Here is a 22,772-nt window from a genome sequence, read left to right on the forward strand (position 1 = left end):
CGTTATCAGAAAGGAGGCGTATTTTGCACAAACAAAATTTTAGATATAAATTATTTATAAATATTACTGTAGTTGTAAGCATAATAATAATTTTAGCATCAATGTTTTACTACTTTTCTACCATTACAAATCTAAATAAATCAGAACATCAAGGTTCTAAAATGGTATTAGAAAGTGTATCTAGTCAAATTGATCAGTTATACAACGAATTGGACACAGCTCTTAATTCATTAATTCATAATCCCCAGCTTAAGACAACCTTGCAAACATTAAATAGTACTGACAATAAGATACCTGAAATTGAACAAATACATATGAAACAAATTATTGAAAATAATCTTAGAAGTATTTTATTCTTTCCTAATATTTCAAATGTACTTTTATTTAATGCTAAAAAGGATTATTTTTATTATTCAGGAAATTATTTAAAAGATAATGATTATATTAAAAAAGAACTTAAAAAAAATGATTATTTATATAGTTTTAAAAATAATAACTCCTCCATTATGTTACCACCACACAAAAATCAATGGAATCCAAGTTCTTCTTCTGTAATCTCTATTTATAAAAATTTTAGTGGTAATACAATTACTAAAAATACCATAATTGAGGTACAAGCCTCATATAAATCACTTGAAAATATATGTAATCAAGAAACATTTAAAAATAATAAAGAGATTATAATTTTTGATAATAATTTTAATGTTATATATCCATTTAATAAAGATATTTCAGTTATTAAAAAAAACCTAATAGAAGATTTAGAATATAACTTAAAAAACGGTAATGCAAATTATTCAACTAGTGAGTATAGTTATGCTTCTACATATTCTGATTATACAAAATTTAACATTGTTTTACTGTCAAATAACGCTTATATTAAGAATCAAAAATTTCAATTCATTATTTCAACTATTATTTTTGTATCAGTAATACTTTTTACAACCCTTAGCATTATATTTTTTATTACTAAAAAGCTCTCAAGCCCTTTGCAAGAATTAATAGATTATATAAATAAGATTAGTTTAGATAAAGATACTAAGCTATGTATTAAAAACAATAATTTTGATGAATTTCAAGTAATAAATGAATCTTTTAATCAGATGGTAATAAAACTTAAATCTTCTATGGCATTAGCTTATGAATCTAAAATTAGTGAAGTAAATGCAAACTTCACAGCACTTCAAGCACAAATTAATCCACATTTTATATATAACACATTAAATGCTATAAGTGCCGCTAGCGAAATATATGGTAGCGAAGTTACAACTAAGATGTGTCAGGAATTATCCTTCATGATGCGTTATGTGACCTCTAATAATTACAATGTTAAATTAATAGATGAAATAAATCATGTAACTAATTATTTAGAACTTATGAAAATATCTAATGGAGATAACTTTAATTATAAAATAAATATTCCTATTGAGGCATATGATTTAATCATTCCAAAATTAACTATACAACCTCTTGTTGAAAATTGCTTTAAACATGCTTTTAAAGATTCTCTACCTCCCTGGCATATAGAATTAAATTGCAATGTCACAAAAGATGGTTTTCTTATATCTATAAAGGATAACGGAGGTGGCTTTAAAAAATCTTCTTTAGATGATTTTAATAAATTTATAAAGGAATATAACTTAAATGAATCTAACAATATATATAAAGATTTAAAGATAGGTGGATTAGGACTTAAGAATATACATTCTCGTCTTTCTATTTTTTATAAAAATAATGTTGAACTTAAAATATTTAATACAGATATTGGATCTGAAATTATCATTAAGGGGATGAATGAAAATGATTAATATAGTTGTAGCAGAAGATCAACAATTAATATTAAAAGATATATGTAATAAAATATCAAAGTGCGGTGATAACATAAATATTATAGCTACTGCAATTAATGGACAAGATGGTTATGAAAAAATTATTAAATTTAAACCTGATATCGTCTTTACTGATATAAGTATGCCTATACTTAGTGGCATTGATATGATTAAAAAGGTAAAACAAGAAAATTTAGATACTAAATTCGTAATAATAAGTGGTTATAAAGATTTTGATTATGCTAGAGAAGCTATTACTACTGGTGTTGATGAATATTTACTAAAACCTATTTTAGTAGATGATATAAATACTATTTTTCAAAATCTTAAAAAGAAGATTTCCATGAACCAAAATGACTACGAGAAACATATAATAGAAGACTTAATTAACTCTACTGTAACAAATCATCCTACCATTAATATAAATTTTAATTATAAAAATTACTATGTTGTTATTTTTAATGCTGGTCCTTATGCAAGTTTTACAATCGATTATGCTACACCTTTTTGTCAAGCTTTTGATGATATTGATTTAATTAAGCTTTCAAAAAACTATATATATGCCGATGAAAAAGTTTTTCTGGTTAAAGGAAAATCTAGCAATGAAGCTATATGTATTTTTGCAACAAACAATACTGATATGAATTCCCTTAAAAAATTTGCTTCCTTTGTTATAGATTGTTCTGAAAGTAAAGGTATAAATATGACAATTGGTATAAGTAGAGCAATTAAGCATATTGAAAATATAGGAATTAGAAGTCAAATAGTTAGAACCATCCTTAGAAAAAATATTATTTTTTCTAAATCCAATCTTTTAGATTGCTCTAAAATAGATATTCATATTCATAATCATAGATTTTTTCTTACCGATAATATAGAAAAAAGGCTTAAAATTTTCCTGCAAAATAATCAAGAAGATGGATTTATTTACGAATGTAATAAGCTAATTATGCAGCTTAGTAAAGAAAATGCTACTCAGATGGAAATAGAAAAATGTTTTAAAAATATGATTAATAAATGTACCTTAGATTACTTAATTAGAAATAATCTATCAGATATAGAACTTAAAATAGATGAATGTATATCTATTTCTAGGAATTATAATGAATTATCTTCTAATTTAATTATAATATTTAAAGAGTTAATTGATGAATATTCTAAAATTCATAATAAAAATAATTATATAGATGATATTGTAAAAGCCTCTCAAGATTATATAGAAAAACATGTTTCTGAAGATATTAATGTTAATGACATAGCCAATAAATTTTCCGTCTCACCTACTTACTTTAGTCGTATTTTTAAAAAACAGGTTGGGATCTCACCAATAGTTTATATCACAAATATTAGGATTAAAAATGCTTGTACTATATTAGAGAATAATGATTTTACTGTTAAAGAAGTTTCTGAACTCTGTGGCTATTCTGATCAATTTTATTTTAGTAAAACATTTAAGTCAATTGTAGGTATTCCACCAAGTGAATATAAGCTTAAATTTTCTAAAAAGTAGAAATTTACATATATTTATGTCATAAAAACACATTTTAAAATTGTATAGTTTCCTTTATTATCTTTATTAAGATACTTTTAATATAAAAATTTTAAGGAGGCTACTATGAATATAAATGGACTTAAGTTTGATATTTCTTACGATGAATCAAAAGTAAATATAAATAAAACCTATAGAATTGATGATAGTGGTATCGAATATATCACTATAAATATTAATAATGATAAAGAAATCATTTTTCCAGAACTTACTATTAAACTATTTATACCAGCAATAGATATACATTATAAATGGAATCCAAAAATACATTTAAATAAGTCATTAAATCTAGATTGGTTTAATAACTTAAATACCTGTAATGCATTTACAGGTGCCCCTGTTGAATGTTTAATGTCTAATAGTAACGAAAATAGATTTACGGTCGCTTTGTCAGATACTCTAAATACAATTAAATTTCAATCTGTTATTTCTGAAGAAACAGCTGAATTTGAATATTCTATTAAGCTATTTGAAAATTGTGATACAAAGATAAAGAATTATTCATTAGATATACGAATTGATAGAAGAAAAATTCCTTACTTTAGCTCATTGTCTGATGTATCACTTTGGTGGGAAAGCTTAGAAAATAATACTCCTGCATATGTTCCTCCTCTTGCAAAGGAAGCAATGTATTCATCATGGTATAGTTTTCATCAAATTCTTGATGAACAAGAATTAATAAATCAATGTAAATTATCAAAAGACCTTGGATTAAAATCAATTATTATTGATGATGGCTGGCAAACAAATAATAATAATCGTGGATATGCTTATTGTGGAGATTGGCAATCTTCTTCTAAAATTAAGGAAATGAGAACTTTTACTGATAATGTACACAAAGAAGGTATGAATATACTTGTATGGTATAGTGTTCCATTCATTGGAAAATACTCGAAAGCCTTCGAAAGATTTAATGATATGATTATAGATCCTAAAAATAATCGTGATTGGTATGTTTTAGATCCTCGTTATAAAGAAGTCCGTGATTATATTATAAATATTTATGAAACTGCACTTATAGATTGGGACTTAGATGGATTTAAGCTTGATTTTGTTGATGAGTTTGTTGTCACTCCATTTAGCGGAAAAGAATACGATAACAGACGAGATTATTCATCAATAACTGAAGCCTCTGATAGACTTCTAAAAGACTGTATAAGTAGGCTAAAAAACATAAAACCAAATATAATGCTAGAATTTAGGCAAACATATAATGGACCAATGATGAGGACTTATGGAAATATATTTAGAGCTGTTGATTGTCCACTAGATGATTTAGAAAACCGTATTAGAATTACTGATATACGATTAATATCAGGAAATTCAGCTGTTCATTCAGACATGATAATGTGGAATTATAAAGATACAGTTGAAAGTGCTTCACTTCAATTAATAAATGTACTTTTTAGTGTTCCTCAAATTTCAATGCTTATTGATAAGATTCCTAAAAAACATTATAAGATGTTAAAATTCTATCTAAATTTATGGAATGAATATCGTGATGCATTTATTAATGGTGATTTTATTCCTTTAAATCCCAATTGCAGATTTAACGTAATTAAAGGAATATTTAAAGATACATTTGTATGTTCTTATCATAGCAGTGAAATTATAGATATTGATACAATTTATAAAAACATGGTGTTTGTAAATGGTACTTCCTCAAATTGCTTGCACATAATGAATAAAGATACACCTATTAAAAAGAATTTAACTATTTATAATTGTACTGGAGATATTTTATTTAATGATTTAGTAGATATAAAGATAGGTTACAATAATTTCTCACTTCCACCTTCTTCTGTTGCCGAATTTAAATAATCTACTTTTAAATGTAAGTATAAATTAAGATTTCAGTTCTATTATAGAATATATTTTAATAAATTATGTAAATTTAATTCCTCAGAAATAATAATTTTTTGAGGAATTAAATATTTTTACCTTCTTTTTATTCTTTAATCCTATATTACTTCATTAAAGCTAATCTACTATTTTCTCTTATATGATAAGGAATCATCATTTTGAGACTTTTCCCATATGTTCACACTTTCTTTACAAGCCTTTACCATTTCAATCATTTCTTTTTCACTTATGACATAAGGTGGATTGAAATATATTACATTCCCTAAAGGCCTTAATATTACACCTTTTTCAAGTGCAATCTTAAAAATCTCATAACCAATTCTCAGATCGCTACTAAAAAGTTCTTTTGTTTCTTTATCTTTTACTAATTCAATTGCATTTATCATTCCAATATTTCTAATTTCTCCAACTAAATGATGAACCCCTAGCTCTTTTCTTAATAGTTCATTTAAAAATTTTCCTTTTTTATTTACGGTTTCTAAGATAGGTTCTTCTTCAAAAATCTTTAATACCTCTAATGCTACTGCACAACCTAGCGCATTTCCTGAATAAGTATGTGAATGTAAAAATGCCTTATTTTCATTGTAGTCACCATAAAAAACATCATATATTTTATTTGATGTCATAACAATTGCCATAGGCAAATATCCAGCAGTTAAACCTTTAGATATACACATTATATCTGGACTTATACCTGCGTGTTCACAGGCAAACATTTTTCCTGTTCTACCAAATCCTACAGCTATTTCATCGGCTATTAAATTTATATCGTATTTATCACATAATTCTCTTAACTTCTTTAAATAAATAGGAGAATATATTTTCATACCAGCTGCACCTTGAAGCATTGGCTCTACTATAATTGCTGATATTTCTTCATGTTTATATTCTATTTCTTTCTGCATATTAATAAAACATTCACCATTGCAAGTGTCTCTATCTTTATTAAATGAGCATCTATAGCAATCTGGACCATTAACTCTTATAGTGTCAAGCATAAGAGGCTTGTATACCTTACTGTATATGTCTAAATCACTCATTGATAATGCTCCTAAAGTTTCTCCATGATATGCATCAGTTATCGCTACAAATCTTTTCTTTTTAACTTTTCCTAGCTGTTGATGATAATGAAAGCTCATTTTTAAGGCTGTTTCAACTGCTGCTGATCCATTATCTACGAAAAATAATTTTTCTAGTCTATCTGGAGCTATTTTCACTAATCTCTCTGATAGTTCTATTGCTGGTATGTTTGAAAAATTCGCAAATATAACATGCTCTATTTTATTTACTTGATCATTTATTGCTTTATTTATTCTTTTATTAGAATGACCAAATAAATTACACCACCATGAGCTTATTGCATCTAGATATTTATTACCATCTATATCATAAAGGTATACACCTTCACCTTTTTCTATTACTATAGGTTTTAGTGTTTCGTAGTCTTTCATTTGAGAACATGGATGCCATATATATTTTAAATCTTTTTCAACTAAATTCATTGTTTTTACCTCTGATCTTACATTTCTTTTACTTCTAATCCTAAATCCCTTATCATATCTCTATCTTTTTTAATATTACTGCCACATGTAGTAAGTAAATTTCCTGATATAGTTGCATTAGCTCCAGCTTTAAATGCTTTCTCTCCATAATTTTCTAAAAGATTTCTTCCTGCTGCAAGTCTTATATTAGCTGTAGGATTTATAAATCTAAATAATGCTATAGTCTTTAATATCTCCTCTTCCTTTAATGGAACATTATCTTCTAGAGGAGTTCCTTTTATTTGCATTAAAGCATTAATTGGAATAGATACTATATTTAACTCTCTAAGTTCTATTGCCATATCTATTCTATCTTCTATTCTCTCTCCAAGTCCTATAATTCCACCTGAACAAACTTCTAAGCCTATCTCCTTAGCAAAATTTATTGTATTAATTCTGTCATCAAAAGTATGTGTAGTACATATCTGTTTATAGTAATTTCTTGATGTTTCTATATTGTGATGATATCTTAAAACTCCAGCTTCTTTTAACTTTAATAATGAATCTCTATCTAGTATTCCATGAGAAGCACACAACTTTATATTACATTCTTCATTTAATTTTTTATAGTAACCTAAAATATCATCAAACTCTTTTCCCTTTAATCCTTTTCCAGAGGTTACTATAGAGAATCTGTCTATATGACCTTCTTCATTCTCCTTAGCACTCTTTTTTATTTCTTCATAGGGTAATAGTTTATACTCTTCTATTCCAGTATTAAAGTGAATTGATTGAGCGCAGTATTTACAGTTTTCTGTGCACTTTCCACTTTTACCATTGATAATAGAACAAAGATCAACTTTATTACCACATAGTTTTTCTCTTATACAGTTAGCAGCTTTATAAAGTTCTTCTGGTGCCTCTGAGTATAACTTTAAAGCATCATCTTTACTTATCTTATATCCATTTAAAACTTTTAATTTTATTTCATTTGCAAAGTTCATATTATCTATTTCTCCTTATCTTGCATCTGCATAGCCTAGTCTTCTAATAGTAGGCACAACTTTTGATCCAACTAATGAAATTATGAAACTTAATAATAAATCACTAGGTAAGCATGATATTGCTCCAACACTAATAGCTGTCCATACACCCATAGATTGTCCTAAATAAAAATTATAAATTATAAACATATGAAGTACTCCACATAAATAAACTACAGATAATCCTAATATGCATGCTATAAAAATCCTCTTTATATTTAACTCTTTCATATTTTCAGTTATCTTTCCAATTATAAATGCTCCTAATATAAATCCAACTAAATATCCAAAAGTTGGTTGAAGTATGTATTGTGGTCCTCCACCCTTTGTAAATACCGGAATACCTATAAGTCCAATTCCTACATATAAGATTTGTGCAAGTGCTCCTTTTTTACTTCCAAGAAATATCGCACCTAATGCACAAAAGAAATATTGAAGTGTAAATGGAACTATAGGAAGTGGTATTCTAATAAATGCTCCTATAGCTGTAAGTGCTGCAAACATCGCAATAAGCGTTAAATCTCTTGTCTTTAAATTCATAAAAATCCCTCCAAATATATTTTGATCATCAAAGTATATTTAAATGATACCTTTTGTTTTTTATATTGTCAACCATATTTTTCTTAATTAGGTGACAATGTAATTGTACTATTTCCTATCTATTTCCTATCTATTTCCTATCTATCTCCTATTAATACTTACTTCTTATTATTACATTTAATTTTAATTATGGTATAATCTTGATATAAACTAAGTAATTTATATTTATTTGTGGAGGATTATATGTTAAAAAAGAAGCTATTTATATCATTACTAACTATAACCGTAATTTCACTATTCTATATCTTCTTTGTGAAATCTAATATAACAAAAGAAAACATAGATTTAAAAAATCAAATTATTAAATCTATAGACTCATCTACTTATTTAGACTTATCTGAAATTACGAAATTTGATTGGGATAATTTATTTGTTTTTAATCCTTATTCAAATCCAAAAGATATTTTAAAAGATGAAAAGGTTACTACTTATAATAAAAATTTTAATATAAGTCATGATGAAAATATTGTTATGCTTGGATTTATAAAAGATAACAAACTTGTAGAATTTATAAATCTTCCAAGGATGTATGTAAATAATATTACTTCAAATAGTATATTTAAAAAAGATGATAGTATATTTAAAATATTACCTGTGGATAAAAACTTATATCCTAATATAGACTGTAATACTATTGATTTTAATAATATTTAAACTTAAAAAAGATAATTAATTTGAATTAATTATCTTTTTAATATTTCATTATTAAAATCATTATATATGTATAATTTCCAACTATTAAAATAGTTTTTATAATATAACCTTTTATATTAATTCAACTAAGTCACGCAAAAGCTCAAAGTTATAATGAAGATAAAATGAAACTGCTAAATCGTCCTTATCTAAATTATAAGCTATAAAATTCACTATTTTTCCTCTTGTATCATAATCTAAAGTCATATCCACATTAAGTTCTATAACTTCTTCACTTGATAAATTTACAATTTCTAATACATTTTTATCATCTTCATTGTAGTACTTTATAGTAACGCTTAGACAATCTCCTTCTTTGCATTTCATTTCTTTTATTTGATCTGCAAGTTCTTCGTTAAATCTACTATCCTTTATAAAATCATACTCTATATCATCTGAAAATGAACTATTATCATTTATTAAGTAACTATCATCATCAAGTTTTACAACACTTAAGCTCTCATATGCCTTCTTCTCTATCTTATCTCTATATACCTTATTAAAATCTATGATATCCATTATTGTCCCCCCTATCTAAGTCTACATTACAATCTCTTTTTATATATATTATATCAATTTAATATAGTAATTGTAAAAATATTATCTATAAGTATATAATTTTATTGTATATCTTTTTAATCCTGATTCTGATATACTTAATGATACTAGTCAATATAAGAAGAGGTGTTTAAAATTAATAATAATTACAAAAATATAGAGAACAATTTTAAGACAGAAGAAGGCGTTACTTTTATAACAATATTAAAGAAAAATGGTGATGAACTTATTGCTAAAATAGATAGCTCAGACCTTGATAGTGTTAAATCTATTGGAACTTGGTTTGCTGAATGGAATAAAGACTTTAATAATTATCTAGTATTAAACATAAGTAATACTAAGAAAAATAAGAAGAACAAACCTTTAAAGCAAAGCTTACAAAGTATAATACTAGATGTTTCTAGCACTACTCCAATTAGACACATAAATGGAGATACTCTAGATAACAGAAGATGTAACTTAGAGATAGTTCAAAGAAATACAAAAAATGAATATGAAAAAATAGATGCTGATACATTTGCTATAAGCCTAAAGGATAAATATGGAAAAGAACAAGCAAAAGCATTAATATCATCATCAGACTTACATACTGTAGTAAACGATAATTATAGCTGGGTTTACTATAGAAATAATAATGATATATGTGTTATAGCTAACACACCAGATGGAAGAATTCATTTAGATAGAATCATTATGAAACCAAGTGATAGTGAAACTATTCACCATATAAACCTTAATCCTCTAGATAACAGAAGAAGTAATTTAGAAAAAGTAGAAATATAACATATTAAAAAAAAGATGCATAGTTAATGCATCTTTTTTCATATATTATTATATAAATTTTAAGTAAATCTTTCTATATTTCTCATTGATTTTTCTTGAGTATTTGCTATACTTATATTATAGTAAACATTTACATAGGCAACTTTTTTGTAAAGATTACTAATTAAATAAGATAGATTAAAGAAATTTTTATATTAAGGAGTGATTTAAATGAATCCAAAAGTAAATGATAATCAAAATAAAGTACTATATTCACTAGCTAATGATGTTAACTTATTCTTATCATCAAATCCTGGTAAGTATTTTACATCTCATGAAATTGATGCAATGCTAAATTCAGTGTCTTATAGCCACTTAAAAGCTACTTTACTGATAAATGATAGTATAGACTCATCTGATCCATCTAAATACATCGATTCAATTTGTTCTTATCTTTCAAAGAAAAGAATAATTAAACACTCTAAAAAAACATGCCCATATGAACATAAAACTGTTGATGCATTTTCAAGTTAGTATGATTATACAATATAATTATAAAAAGCATACTTAGAAGTCAATCTAAGTATGCTTTTCCTTATTTTTATCTCTTTTTTTTCACTCTAAGTCTTGCAGGTCCTCTACTCTTTTTGCCTTTATATCTTGGTGAGTCATCCTTTGGTCTTTGATCTCTCTTTCCTCTTGGATCATTATCTGCAAATTTTTCTCTATTTCCAGCTTTTCCTCTTCCTTTATTTTGAGAATTACTGTTTGACTTGCCACTTCTTCTAGTATCATTATCTTTGCTATTAGAATTATTTTTCTTCTTTCCTTTATAGCCTGAAGATTTTCCATGACCAAATCCTCTAGTGCTTGCAAGATATCTAGTTTCCTTTGATTGAATTAAACACTTAGGTCCATTACCAATTAAATCTTCTCTTCCTGCTTTTACTAATGCATCATAAACTAAATTATAATTTTTAGGATTTTTAAATTGAAGAAGTGCTCTTTGCATAGCCTTTTCTTCTCTTGTCTTTGGAATATAAACCTCTTCCATTGTTAATGGATCAAGTCCTGTATAGAACATTGTAGTTGACATTGTTCCTGGAGTTGGATAGAAATCTTGAACTTGTTCTGGTTGATACTTAGTATCTCTTAAATATTCAGCAAGCTCTATCGCTTCTTTTAATCCACATCCTGGATGACTTGACATTAAGTATGGAATTAAATATTGTTCTTTTCCAAGTTGTCTATTTATCTTAAAGAATTTTTCTCTAAATTTATCATAAGTCTTTCCTGATGGCTTACCCATATATTTTAAAGCTTGTGGTGCTACATGTTCTGGAGCCACTTTAAGCTGACCACTTACATGATGTTCTACTAACTCTCTAAAGAATGTATCATTCTTGTCAGCCATTATATAATCATATCTAAGCCCTGAACGAACGAATGCCTTTTTAACCTTAGGAAGTTTTCTTATCTTTCTAAGTAAATGTAAATATTCAGTATGATCTACATCCATGTTCTTACATACACCTGGAGTTAAACATTGTTTATTTTTACATGCACCTATAGTAAGTTGATGGTTACATGCTGGTTTTCTAAAGTTTGCAGTAGGACCACCAACATCATGAATATATCCTTTAAAGTCCTTCATATTTGTTATTTCAACTGCTTCTTCAAGTATTGATTCTTCACTTCTACTTTGAACTGCTCTACCTTGGTGGAATGTTATAGCACAGAAATTACAGTTACCAAAACATCCTCTTGAACTTACTATTGAGAACTTAACTTCTTCAATAGCTGCAATTCCGCCATCCTTTTCGTATATAGGATGATAGCTCTTAGCATATGGAAGTGCATAAACCTCATCAAGTTCTTCTCTTGAAAGTGGCATTTCTGGTTTATTTACAACAACATATCTATTACCATGCTTTTGAATAAGTTGTTTTCCTCTTATAGGATCTTGCTCTTCATATTGCTTTTTGAATGCTTCTGCATATTTTCTTTTATTTGATGACACTTCCTCACAAGATGGAAGCTCAACATAATCAGTATAAACTTCATCTAATGATTCAACTGCATAACAAGTACCATTTACGTGTCTTACATATTTAGCCTCAAATCCATCATTTAAACAATTTGCAATTTCGACTACTTGCTTTTCACTCATACCATACATAAGTAAATCTGCTCCACTATCTATAAGTATTGAGTTTTTTACAGTATCACTCCAATAATCATAGTGAGCTAGTCTTCTAAGACTTGCTTCAAGACCACCAATCATAAGATTTACATGCTTGTACGCTTCTCTAATTTTATTACAGTAAACAATAGTGGCTCTATCTGGTCTAGCTCCCATCTTTCCACCTGGAGTATATAAATCCTTATCTCTTCTTCTCTTGCTAACAGAATAATGGTTAACCATAGGATCCATGTTACCGCCATTTACTAAGAATCCAAGTCTTGGTCTACCAAGCTTTTTAAAATCATCTGTACTATGCCAATCTGGTTGAGCTATTATTCCTACTTTATATCCTGCATTTTCTAATACTCTAGAAATAATTGCAGTACCAAAACTATGATGGTCTATATAGGCATCCCCTGTAACTATTATAAAGTCACATTGTTCCCAACCTCTGTCTTCCATATCTTTTTTACTTATTGGTAAAAATCTATTATCTGTCATATTATCACCTTCTATCTATATTATTAACATAATTATTCATATTTAAGTCCAGCTTACTATTATAAATCATATTTCTCTATTATAATACTTTAATTTAATAAAAAAATAAAATTTTTTAATTTTTTTATTATTTTTGTTGGATATTGTAGTAATTAATACTTATAGATAGTAAATTTAAACAAACTTCTATAATTATAAATTAAGGTTAGCTTTTCTTATAATAAAAAATAGCTTCAGAGATTTTATAACTCTCTGAAGCTATTTTTCTATTTTAATTATATTTGTTCTAAAATTTTATCAAGCCCTATAAGTGCTGCACCAAGAGCTCCACATATTTGAGGTTCATCTGCTATAAATAATTTGCTATTTAATTTTTCTTCTATAGCTTTAATTACTCCTTTGTTTTTAGCAACTCCCCCTGTCATCATATATTTTTCATGTCTTCCAACTCTTTCAACTAAACCAACTGTTTTTGTAGCAATTGACTTATTAACTCCATGAATAATATCTTTTCTTTCTTTATTATCTGCAATTAAAGATACAACTTCTGATTCTGCAAATACTGAACAGACACTAGTTATTGTTAAATCCTCTTTATATGATAATCCTTCTTCTGACATCTTTTGTAAATCTATTTCTAATGTCTTTGCTATCATCTCTAAAAATCTTCCTGTTCCAGCTGCACATTTATCATTCATAACAAAGCTCTTTACATTTCCATTTTCATCAAGTCCTATAGCCTTACTATCTTGTCCTCCAATATCAATTATAGTTCTAACTTCAGGATTAAAAAAATGTGCTCCTCTTCCATGACATGTTATTTCTGTTACATTCTCATCTACAAAAGGTATATTATATCTTCCATAACCTGTTCCAACTATAAGTGTCATATCATCTTTGCTAAGTCCTGACTCTTTAAGAGCACACTCTAATGCTCTATTTGCAGAGTCCATACTCTTTGCTCCAGTTTTTACTATTATACTACTTAAAATTTTCTTATTCTTATCTAAAATAATTACATTAGTAGAAGTTGATCCACTATCTATGCCCATAACATATATTTTATCTTTATCTATTATTTTTTTCATTTTAATATTTCCTCCACTTAACTGCTCATTAAATGCTTCTATACGTGTTTTAATTTGTCCATTACTTTGATTTGTAAGATCAGTTTCAATCTTTAATACTGGAATTTCTCCTCTTTGAAGATTTATATATTCAAATGAATAGTGATCACAAAACTTAACTGTATGATATATTATCCCTTTAAGATTTGGATCTTCTGTCAATGCTCTCCTATTTGTAGTATCCTCCATTCTCATACAAGGAGTATATCCTAGTATTTCATCAGCATACCATGCTATAGCTTCCTCTTTTTCATTAAAGTTTTTTACTTCTGTTAAATAATGCTCTCTAGAGCAAGTATGATTTACTAAAGGATAATCTAAAGAATCTTTTACTTTATGTAGAAAATCTTTAGATGCTTTAGCACCAATAACCGCAATATATGGCTGGTTTGGGCTTTTATTTGAATCTAAATATTTATAAAGCCCCTTATTGAATTTACTAACATCAAACTTTTCACCACTAAATTTTTCATATGCATCTATAAATTTTAGTATTTCATTTTTTAACATATTTTTAGCACAGCAATTATTTTTTCTTGGAAGGTCCATCATATAAACAAATTTTATTGATGGTATATTTTCTAATGTATCTTTAAGTCTTCTTATTGAATCACAACAATTAACTAAAAATACTTTATCAATTTTCTTTTCTGCTATTGTATCTAAAAGTGCCTTACTATAAGAGCACATATTAGGATGAAGAAGAGTATCTGATTCATTAAATTGATCTATTTCACTATCTATAATTATTCCTTCTTCTGAAAATCCATCAAAAACTGCAAAAGGACTATATTTGCACATACAAGCTATCATTTTTTGTTTCCTCCTCATTTCTCTCAATCATTTCAAAGAAGGCTTCTAATCTTGTTTTATTTTGTCCTTCCTGACTATTTCTTCTATCTACTGCATCACCATCTATACTAAGCATTGGAATATTATTTTTTTCAAGTAAATCCTTTAATATTAATGAACCACCACTTGACTGTTTACATCCAAAATGACAAAAGTTAATAACTCCATCTGCATTAAGTTCTTTAGAGAGCTCTAATATATTATTAGCTCTTCTGCTATATGACCCATTAAATGAATTTAAGATTATCTTTTTAGCAATCGATCCATATGGATTATCAACATCTAATTTATGTAGATAGTCAGCATTCATATCTGATATAAGCAATTGATAATCTTCATTTGTATCTAAGAAACTCTTTATTGACTCACTATAAAATGGTAATAAATGAACCCATAACAATCTCTTTTTTGCCTTTGCATCTGGATATTTTTCTATATCTTCTGCTAAAAGTTTATAAAACTTAAGTGTATCTGCCCTTCCCATTCCTGGATGAGTTGTAAATACCTTAAACATTTCTGATGTTAATGTATTTGGGAAATACTTATTTTTTAAGCTTTCTAAATATCTTTTGTAATAATCAATAGATTGATTTTCATTTAAGATAATCTCCTTTAATTTGTTTTCATCTAATTTTTTATGAGTATTATCTTCAATGAAAGTCACCATTTCTTTTAATTGTTCCTCTACATAATTTTCTGCATCTCTTGAGTATTCATAAGGAACATCTATTACAAACTTATCTATCTTATAAATATCCGCAAGGCATCTAAATGTATTAACATTTCCATCACAAGCAGTTGAAGTTGTAATTGCAAATTTAGGTTTTTGGATTACATTACTCATAGCTGCCCCTAAAAATGTTTTATGATAAGAGCATAGACTATCAGATACCCCAACGCTCTCAGCTTTATCAATAAACATATCTTCACATCTTGTTCCTGATATATAAGATGAATACGCCTCTATAAGCTGTGGATGCATATCAAAGGCATGCAAAAACTCTGTTGGAGTAAATACATTTACAAAAGCTGTATTTTCCGGATCACGTAATGGTTCTAAAGTAAACTTCATACAAAGCTTAGCTAAATACCTAAGTGATTTTGGAAGATTTTTATCACCGAACAAGTTTAAATTTATGTATTCTAAATTATATCCTGCTTTAAGCATCCTTCTTACCTTATCTGGATTATCAATATTCTTTTTTAAAATATCACTATAAATTTTTATAAAGTCCATAATTTCTCCTTAATGTATATTTTTTATTTTTATAAAACATTATCTATTATATATTAAATACATCTATTTCTTTTTACCATTTTGTGTACAATAATTTAACAAATTGATAAAGATAGCAATTATTTTAGAAATATACTTAGATATTAAAATGTCTTATATAACTAAATGTAATAATTACTATAAAATTTATGTATTTCAAATAAGAACCATAAAGTTGTATAGTATTTCAAAGAGTATAAATATTTGTAAAGGATATAAAAAATGATTAATTCAGAAGATCTTATATTTAGGACATTTAGAAAATTACCTGTATTAAATATAAATGATTTTATTAAAGTGCAATCATTTAAGAAAGATAGAAAAATTCTTATAATAAAAAAAGAACATTTTATAGAAATCCATGAATTAGGCTTTAAAAAGGCTTTATATTTAAATATTAGCTTAGAAGAGCTTGAGGATCTTCTAGAAGAAATACGAATTAGGGAATTTCCTACGTCCCAGCTTCTTAGATTTGATGTGCACCAAGCTTAATATGTTTAGTACTAAGAAAAGAAAGATAGCAACTAAAATATTGCTATCTTTCTTTATTCTTAATTATCACCTTTTATATAATATCTATTAACTGTAAGCTCATAAATAAAATATATTTCCTCATATTTCTAGATTAATATTTTCCTAAATTATTATTTTTAATTTCTTTTATAGTAAACGTACTTCTATATTGACTTAAATCCTGTTTTAATTAATGCAACTCTTACTTATAAATATTATTTATAAGTAAATAAATAAACAATATTTCTGTTATTTAAACTATAGTTTTATAATAAAAATAGAAAATATCTGAAAGGAGATTAAAATATGGATAATACTAAAAATTCATCACAGTTGCTATCTAATACTTATATAAAATTTTTAATAACAATTGTAATCGGTTTAATAATATGGCTCATACCACCACCTACAGAAATTTCTATAACAGCTTGGCATATGCTAGCTATTTTTATTGCTACTATAGCTGGTTGCATACTAAAGCCATTCCCTATAGGATCAGTTGCAATAATAGGTCTAACAGTAACAGTTCTTACTAATACAGTTAAGTTAAATACTGCTCTTAGTGGTTTTAGTCAAAGTAGTATATGGCTTATAGTTATGGCATTTTTTATATCAAGAGGTTTTATAAAAACTGGTCTTGGATCTAGAATAGCTTATAAATTTGTAAAACATTTTGGCAAAAAAACAATAGGCCTTTGCTATTCTATAATATTTTGTGATTTAATATTGGCACCAGCAACACCTAGTAATACAGCAAGAGCTGGAGGAATTATAACCCCTATCATTGAATCCCTTGCAAAAACATTTAATTCTAATCCTAAGGATGGAACTGCAAGAAAGATTGGATCCTTTCTTATGTTTTCTGAATTTCATGGGAATATAATTACTTCTGCCATGTTTATGACAGCTATGGCTGCAAATCCACTTGCTAAATCACTTGCAGAAAGTTTTGGAATTGATATAACTTGGTCTTCTTGGTTTTTGGCTGCACTTGTTCCAGGTATTATATCATTGATAGTTATACCCCTTGTTATATATAAACTTTACCCACCAGAAATTAAGGCAACTCCAGATGCTCCAAAGGTTGCAGAAGATGCTCTTAAAAATATGGGTAAAATGAAAAAAGATGAGATACTAATGGCATTAATATTTATTACAGTTCTTATTTTATGGATAGTAGGAAGTTTAATTAATATTAATCCAACCCTCACAGCATTTATAGGATTATCATTACTTCTAATATTTAAAATATTAAATTGGGATGATGTAAAATCTGAAAAAGGCGCTTGGGACGTACTAATTTGGTTTTCTGTACTTGTAATGATGGCAGATCAATTAAATAAGCTTGGATTGATTTCTTACCTTAGAGATATAGTAAAAACAGATTTAACAGGTTTTTCTTGGCCTATAATATTAATTGTTTTACTTTTAGTATATTTCTATAGTCATTATATTTTTGCAAGTGCTACTGCCCATGTAAGTGCTATGTATTCAGCTTTTCTTGGTATTGCACTTGCTGAAGGTGTACCTCCAATGCTTGCAGCTTTAGCATTAGCTTTCTTTGGAAATCTATTTGCTTCAACAACTCATTATAGCAATGGCCCTGCCCCTCTACTTTACAGTACTGGTTATGTTCCACAAAACAAATGGTGGAGCCTAAACTTTATTCTTGGAATAATATATTTCATCATATGGCTTGGAATTGGCTCATTATGGTGGAAAGTAATTGGATTATATTAAATTTAAAGGAGTGTTAATTATGAATATTTTAAAAGAACAAGATATTTTAAGAAATCCTTTCTTAAATAAAGGAACAGCTTTTACAGAGGAAGAAAGAGAAAAATACAATATAAAAGGATTACTTCCTAGTGCTGTTAGAACAATAGAAGAACAAGAAGTATTAGTTTATGAAATGACTAAGTCTATAAAAGATAATCTAGATAAACATTTATTTCTTATGAATCTATACAATACAAATCGTACATTATTTTACTACACTATAGGAAAGCATGTTACAGAATTTCTTCCTATAATTTATACACCAACTATAGGTGATGCAGTAATAAATTACTCTAGAACTTTTGATACTCCAAAAGATGCTGTATTTTTATCTGTTAATGATCCTGATAATATTGAATCTTCACTAAAATCAGCTTTAAAGGATCTTGAAGAGATAAAATTAATAGTTGTTACAGATGGTGAAGGTGTCCTTGGTATTGGAGATTGGGGTGTTCAAGGAGTTGACATTTCAATTGGTAAACTTGCTGTATATACAGTAGCTGCTGGAGTTAATCCAAAGAATGTACTTCCAGTTGTTATTGATGCTGGTACTAATAATGAAAAACTTTTAAATGATCCTTTCTATTTAGGAAATAAACATCGTAGAATCAGAGGGGATAAATACGATGATTTTATAGATAAGTTTGTCTCTACTTCATTAAAATTATTCCCTGATACTCTTATTCACTGGGAAGATTTTGGCCGCGATAATGCTAGAAGAATACTTGAAAAGTATAGAGAAAAGATTTGTACCTTTAATGATGATATCCAAGGAACAGGTGTTATGATGGTCTCTGCTTTAAATGCAGTGGCAAAAGTAACTAATATACCTGTAAAAGATCACAAAATATTAGTCTTTGGTGGTGGTACTGCTGGTGTTGGAGTGTCTGACCAAATACTATTTGAAAAAATAAGAAGTGGTTTAACAGAGAAAGAAGCTGAAAATGATTTCTACCTAGTTGATAGACAAGGTCTTCTTACAAAAGATATGGATGGACTTACAGATGGTCAAGAAAAGTATGCAAGAAAAATTGGTGAAATAAAAGAACCTTTAACTGACCTTGCAGAAATAATTAGAACTGTAAAGCCAACAGTTTTAATTGGAACATCAGGAGTTCCTGGATCATTTACAGAAGAAGTTGTTCGTGCTATGGCGGAAATAAATGAAAGACCAGCTATTATGCCAATTTCAAATCCAACAAGACTTTGTGAAGCTAAGGCATCAGATATAATAAAATGGACAGATGGTAGAGCATTAGTGGTTACAGGTAGCCCTTCAGACCCTGTTGAATATAAGGGAGTAACATACACTATAGGTCAAGCAAATAATGCTTTATTATACCCTGGACTTGGTCTTGGAATAATTGTTGCAAAAGCTAAAACTGTTACAGATGATATGCTATCTGCAGCAGCACACGGAATAGTATCTCTTCAAGATCTTAGTGAACCTGGCGCTCCAATATTACCACCAGTTTCAAAACTTAAAGAAGCTTCTAAATTAGTTGCTATATCTGTTGTTTCAGAAACTGTTAAAGAAGGTTTAAATAGAAAAGAAATACTAGATGCTACAGAAGCTGTTAAGAAAGAAATTTGGGATGCAAATTATTAATTACAAAGTACATTGACGAGATCATCCCAACTTATTTTACTTTAAACCAAAAGAGTATCGACTTTGCAGACGCTCTAAGGTCATAATAAAAGATTTTACTCTTTTATTATGACCTTTTGCCTTTTTCTATAAGTATATTTTTACTTTTTGTTCATTCATTCATAAAATTCTTAGTGTATTCTAATACAAAAGGAGTTGTACATATGAATCTTAGAGATCTAGAATACTTTCATTCTTTATGTAATACAAAAAGTTTCACTAAAACTGCGGAAGCGCTATATGTTTCCCAACCATCAATTACAATGTCTCTTCATAGACTTGAAAAAGAATTAAATACAAAGCTTATAATAAGAGATCACTCAAAAAAAGCACTTTCTTTAACTGAAGCTGGAATTGTATTTGAAAAACGTGCTAAAAATATACTTTATCAAATGAATGAAGCAAAACTTGAAATATCAAAAATAAATAGTAATAAATTAAAGCTTGGAATTCCACCTATAATAGGTGCTTATTTCTTTCCTATTTATATAAAGGATCTATTAAAAGAAGGTTTTGCAGAATGTATCGAGTTTGTAGAAACTGGCTCCCTAGCTATGAAGGAACTTTTGCTTACTGGAAAAGTTGATATATCATTGATTGGTTCTCTTTCTCCAATTACAGATGAATCTCTAGATTCAGTTATATTAAAAAAGGATGAATTTATGCTATGTGTAAGTGAAAAACACACTCTCTCTAAAAGCAAAAAAATTAATTTTAAAGATCTTGAGAATGAACAGTTTATAGTTCTTGGAAATTCTTATATACATAATAAGGTATTTGAGGATTTATGCATAAAAAATGATATAGCACCTAAAAAAATATATTATACTAATGAGATACAAACAGCAAAATCTCTTATAGCATCAGGACTTGGAATTGGAGTGCTTATAAATATGGCAGTTAGTAAAAGACTTGAAATTAAAGCTATTCCCCTTTTTAATCCAATAGATTTTTATATATCTCTTGCAACTAAAAGAGACCATTATATGACTTCTAAAGAGAATTCCATAAGAGAGCTTATAATCAATAAAAGTAAATAAATTATATTATGAAAAGTAGTAACAAATCTCTACTTTTTTTTATATTATGTAGTATAAACTCAAAAAACTCACACACTAATATAAAATAATTATTTTTATAAAGTTTATCATATAAGCTAATTACAATATGATAACTTTATAATCATCATTTTTATTTATAAACAAATTAATCTATCAGTCTTCTAATAGTCAACCTTATCATAGAAATAAATTTGTTTTTAATAACTTTTAATTATTTTTATTTAATCTGATTTAGCAGGATTTTCTTTAAGCACTTTACATTTCCCAAATTCTGTAAAGATGTACTCTGTAATGATAATCAGAAAAGAATAAAAATTTATTCTTCTCTTCTAACAAAGTATTAAAATTCAATATTAAAGAGCAGTATTAAAGCTGCTCTTTATTTTTATGATAAATAACTTTTAAAACATATAAGTTTTGAAAGTATCAAAGCTACTATTGAAAATAGTAATCCTACTGATAAAAATGCTATAAGTAAACTATTAAAAGTAATTACCTCTACCAACACATTATTGAAACTTATTCCAAACAAAATACAAATAGCACTAATTAATATACTTAATAAAAATATGAATCCTATCCCATCTAAAGAATTCTTAACATCAGCCCTGCTAAGTGACATATGATTGCTAATTGATAAAGATATAATTATAAAAATCCAAAATTTAAAAGATACTAAATTTTCTATAGAGAATAAATAATTAAGTATCGTAAATAACTCATGTGATAACTCTTTAAAAAACTCTATGAAATTTAAGCTACTTATATATAATGAAATTTCATTTATATTGATACTTTTTACTATTTGTAAGTATGTACTCGGAAGTAGTAGTCTTAAAATTATTATTATCATCAAAGTTCCTACAAATATTGGAGCCACCCCTATAAAGAAATTACCTATTCTTTGATATATATTCTTTGGGTTAAAAGTATGCCTTACATGTCCTAATTCTCCACTTCCATCTAATTTTATAGAAAACCATTTAACTTCTGTTACTTTGTGAAAAAATAACTTACACATTATATAATGGCTAAATTCATGTACAGTAGTTCCAATTATTCCTGTAAAAATTATTCCATACCTACCAAAAGTACCATATATTAATTCATTACTTTTCTTTTCTACTTGTCCTATTATAAGTCCAAAAGCTATTAAAATTATAGTTATTCCTATAGTAAATACTATACTTAGCTTAAGTATTTCAATGATCATATTAATTTCCTCCTGAATTTATACAACATTAATTTCTATAATTATACCTCATAAAATAGTACTTTTAAATTATCGAATCTTTCTAATCTATTAAAATATTACTATAGCTACCCATATTTTTTATTCCACTTTAATATTAGATCCCTCCTCTAATATTTTTTTTATTTTTTTTTTTTTTTTTTATAATTTTTTTTTTTTTTTTTTTTTTTTTTTTTTATATTTTTTTTTTTTTTTTTTTT

Annotated in this window: 18 protein-coding genes; 10 read left to right on the top strand and 8 right to left on the bottom strand. The window is 27.0% G+C overall.

Annotation, left to right across the window (positions count from 1 at the left end; genetic code table 11):
- Positions 1 to 23: 23 nt before the first annotated feature.
- The 3 genes from JOC62_RS15100 (at position 24) to JOC62_RS15110 (ending at position 5,199) form a co-directional block, all read left to right on the top strand.
- Positions 24 to 1,808, top strand: coding sequence for a sensor histidine kinase (locus JOC62_RS15100; RefSeq protein ID WP_204596116.1), 1,785 nt, complete (start codon positions 24 to 26; stop codon positions 1,806 to 1,808).
- On the top strand, positions 1,801 to 3,339 hold the full coding sequence (locus tag JOC62_RS15105) for a response regulator transcription factor (RefSeq protein ID WP_204596117.1): 1,539 nt from the start codon (positions 1,801 to 1,803) through the stop codon (positions 3,337 to 3,339). Before JOC62_RS15100 ends, JOC62_RS15105 begins: the two co-directional genes overlap by 8 nt.
- A gap of 105 nt (positions 3,340 to 3,444) precedes the next feature.
- Positions 3,445 to 5,199, top strand: a complete 1,755-nt coding sequence (locus tag JOC62_RS15110; RefSeq protein ID WP_204596118.1) for a glycoside hydrolase family 36 protein — start codon at positions 3,445 to 3,447, stop codon at positions 5,197 to 5,199.
- A 167-nt stretch (positions 5,200 to 5,366) separates the two neighbouring features.
- Here the strand turns inward: JOC62_RS15110 and bioA are convergent, their stop codons facing one another.
- Genes bioA through JOC62_RS15125 form a run of 3 tightly spaced genes read right to left on the bottom strand, consistent with a single transcriptional unit; the run spans position 5,367 to position 8,305 of the window.
- Entirely contained in the window at positions 5,367 to 6,743 is a 1,377-nt protein-coding gene (bioA, locus tag JOC62_RS15115; RefSeq protein WP_204596119.1) for an adenosylmethionine--8-amino-7-oxononanoate transaminase, read from the bottom strand.
- A gap of 17 nt (positions 6,744 to 6,760) precedes the next feature.
- Positions 6,761 to 7,726 (bottom strand): biotin synthase BioB, encoded by a 966-nt coding sequence (gene bioB, locus JOC62_RS15120; protein WP_204596120.1) that lies wholly within the window; start codon positions 7,724 to 7,726, stop codon positions 6,761 to 6,763.
- Between the two features lie 15 nt (positions 7,727 to 7,741).
- On the bottom strand, positions 7,742 to 8,305 hold the full coding sequence (locus JOC62_RS15125; protein WP_204596121.1) for a biotin transporter BioY: 564 nt from the start codon (positions 8,303 to 8,305) through the stop codon (positions 7,742 to 7,744).
- 243 nt (positions 8,306 to 8,548) lie between these two features.
- Here JOC62_RS15125 and JOC62_RS15130 point away from each other — a divergent pair, with 243 nt between their 5' ends.
- The gene (locus JOC62_RS15130) at positions 8,549 to 9,019 is read left to right on the top strand and encodes a hypothetical protein (protein ID WP_204596122.1); all 471 of its coding nucleotides are present in this window, start codon (positions 8,549 to 8,551) and stop codon (positions 9,017 to 9,019) included.
- A gap of 111 nt (positions 9,020 to 9,130) precedes the next feature.
- On the opposite strand, the gene JOC62_RS15135 is transcribed toward JOC62_RS15130, so the two are convergent.
- Complete coding sequence (locus tag JOC62_RS15135) at positions 9,131 to 9,577, bottom strand: hypothetical protein (protein WP_204596123.1); 447 nt, start codon at positions 9,575 to 9,577, stop codon at positions 9,131 to 9,133.
- Between the two features lie 195 nt (positions 9,578 to 9,772).
- Between JOC62_RS15135 and JOC62_RS15140 the strand changes: the two genes are divergently transcribed.
- Together JOC62_RS15140 and JOC62_RS15145 are read left to right on the top strand one after the other, a co-directional pair.
- Positions 9,773 to 10,399 carry a hypothetical protein gene (locus JOC62_RS15140; RefSeq protein ID WP_204596137.1) on the top strand — a complete coding sequence of 209 codons (627 nt, stop codon included), beginning with the start codon at positions 9,773 to 9,775 and terminating at the stop codon, positions 10,397 to 10,399.
- 210 nt (positions 10,400 to 10,609) lie between these two features.
- Positions 10,610 to 10,912 (top strand): hypothetical protein, encoded by a 303-nt coding sequence (locus JOC62_RS15145; protein ID WP_204596124.1) that lies wholly within the window; start codon positions 10,610 to 10,612, stop codon positions 10,910 to 10,912.
- 67 nt (positions 10,913 to 10,979) lie between these two features.
- Here the strand turns inward: JOC62_RS15145 and JOC62_RS15150 are convergent, their stop codons facing one another.
- From JOC62_RS15150 to JOC62_RS15160, 3 genes are all read right to left on the bottom strand, one after another.
- Positions 10,980 to 13,064 carry a YgiQ family radical SAM protein gene (locus tag JOC62_RS15150; RefSeq protein ID WP_204596125.1) on the bottom strand — a complete coding sequence of 695 codons (2,085 nt, stop codon included), beginning with the start codon at positions 13,062 to 13,064 and terminating at the stop codon, positions 10,980 to 10,982.
- A 275-nt stretch (positions 13,065 to 13,339) separates the two neighbouring features.
- Positions 13,340 to 15,004, bottom strand: coding sequence for an acyl-CoA dehydratase activase (locus JOC62_RS15155; RefSeq protein WP_204596127.1), 1,665 nt, complete (start codon positions 15,002 to 15,004; stop codon positions 13,340 to 13,342).
- The gene (locus JOC62_RS15160) at positions 14,979 to 16,280 is read right to left on the bottom strand and encodes a 2-hydroxyacyl-CoA dehydratase subunit D (protein WP_204596129.1); all 1,302 of its coding nucleotides are present in this window, start codon (positions 16,278 to 16,280) and stop codon (positions 14,979 to 14,981) included. Before JOC62_RS15160 ends, JOC62_RS15155 begins: the two co-directional genes overlap by 26 nt.
- Before the next feature lie 261 nt (positions 16,281 to 16,541).
- Here JOC62_RS15160 and JOC62_RS15165 point away from each other — a divergent pair, with 261 nt between their 5' ends.
- The 4 genes from JOC62_RS15165 to JOC62_RS15180 all read left to right on the top strand — a co-directional run bounded on the left by JOC62_RS15165 (position 16,542) and on the right by JOC62_RS15180 (position 21,299).
- A complete protein-coding gene (locus tag JOC62_RS15165) occupies positions 16,542 to 16,811 on the top strand; it encodes a hypothetical protein (protein ID WP_204596131.1) in 270 nt (89 codons plus the stop codon).
- 327 nt (positions 16,812 to 17,138) lie between these two features.
- Positions 17,139 to 18,572, top strand: coding sequence for an anion permease (locus tag JOC62_RS15170; RefSeq protein ID WP_204596132.1), 1,434 nt, complete (start codon positions 17,139 to 17,141; stop codon positions 18,570 to 18,572).
- A 19-nt stretch (positions 18,573 to 18,591) separates the two neighbouring features.
- Positions 18,592 to 20,220 carry an NAD-dependent malic enzyme gene (locus JOC62_RS15175; RefSeq protein WP_204596133.1) on the top strand — a complete coding sequence of 543 codons (1,629 nt, stop codon included), beginning with the start codon at positions 18,592 to 18,594 and terminating at the stop codon, positions 20,218 to 20,220.
- A gap of 203 nt (positions 20,221 to 20,423) precedes the next feature.
- Positions 20,424 to 21,299, top strand: coding sequence for a LysR family transcriptional regulator (locus JOC62_RS15180; RefSeq protein ID WP_204596134.1), 876 nt, complete (start codon positions 20,424 to 20,426; stop codon positions 21,297 to 21,299).
- Positions 21,300 to 21,705: 406 nt separating this feature from the next.
- Here the strand turns inward: JOC62_RS15180 and JOC62_RS15185 are convergent, their stop codons facing one another.
- Positions 21,706 to 22,533 (bottom strand): hypothetical protein, encoded by an 828-nt coding sequence (locus tag JOC62_RS15185; RefSeq protein ID WP_204596135.1) that lies wholly within the window; start codon positions 22,531 to 22,533, stop codon positions 21,706 to 21,708.
- Positions 22,534 to 22,772 lie beyond the last annotated feature (239 nt).

The organism is Clostridium sardiniense (assembly GCF_016907995.1).
GTDB classification, from domain to species: Bacteria; Bacillota; Clostridia; order Clostridiales; family Clostridiaceae; genus Clostridium; species Clostridium sardiniense.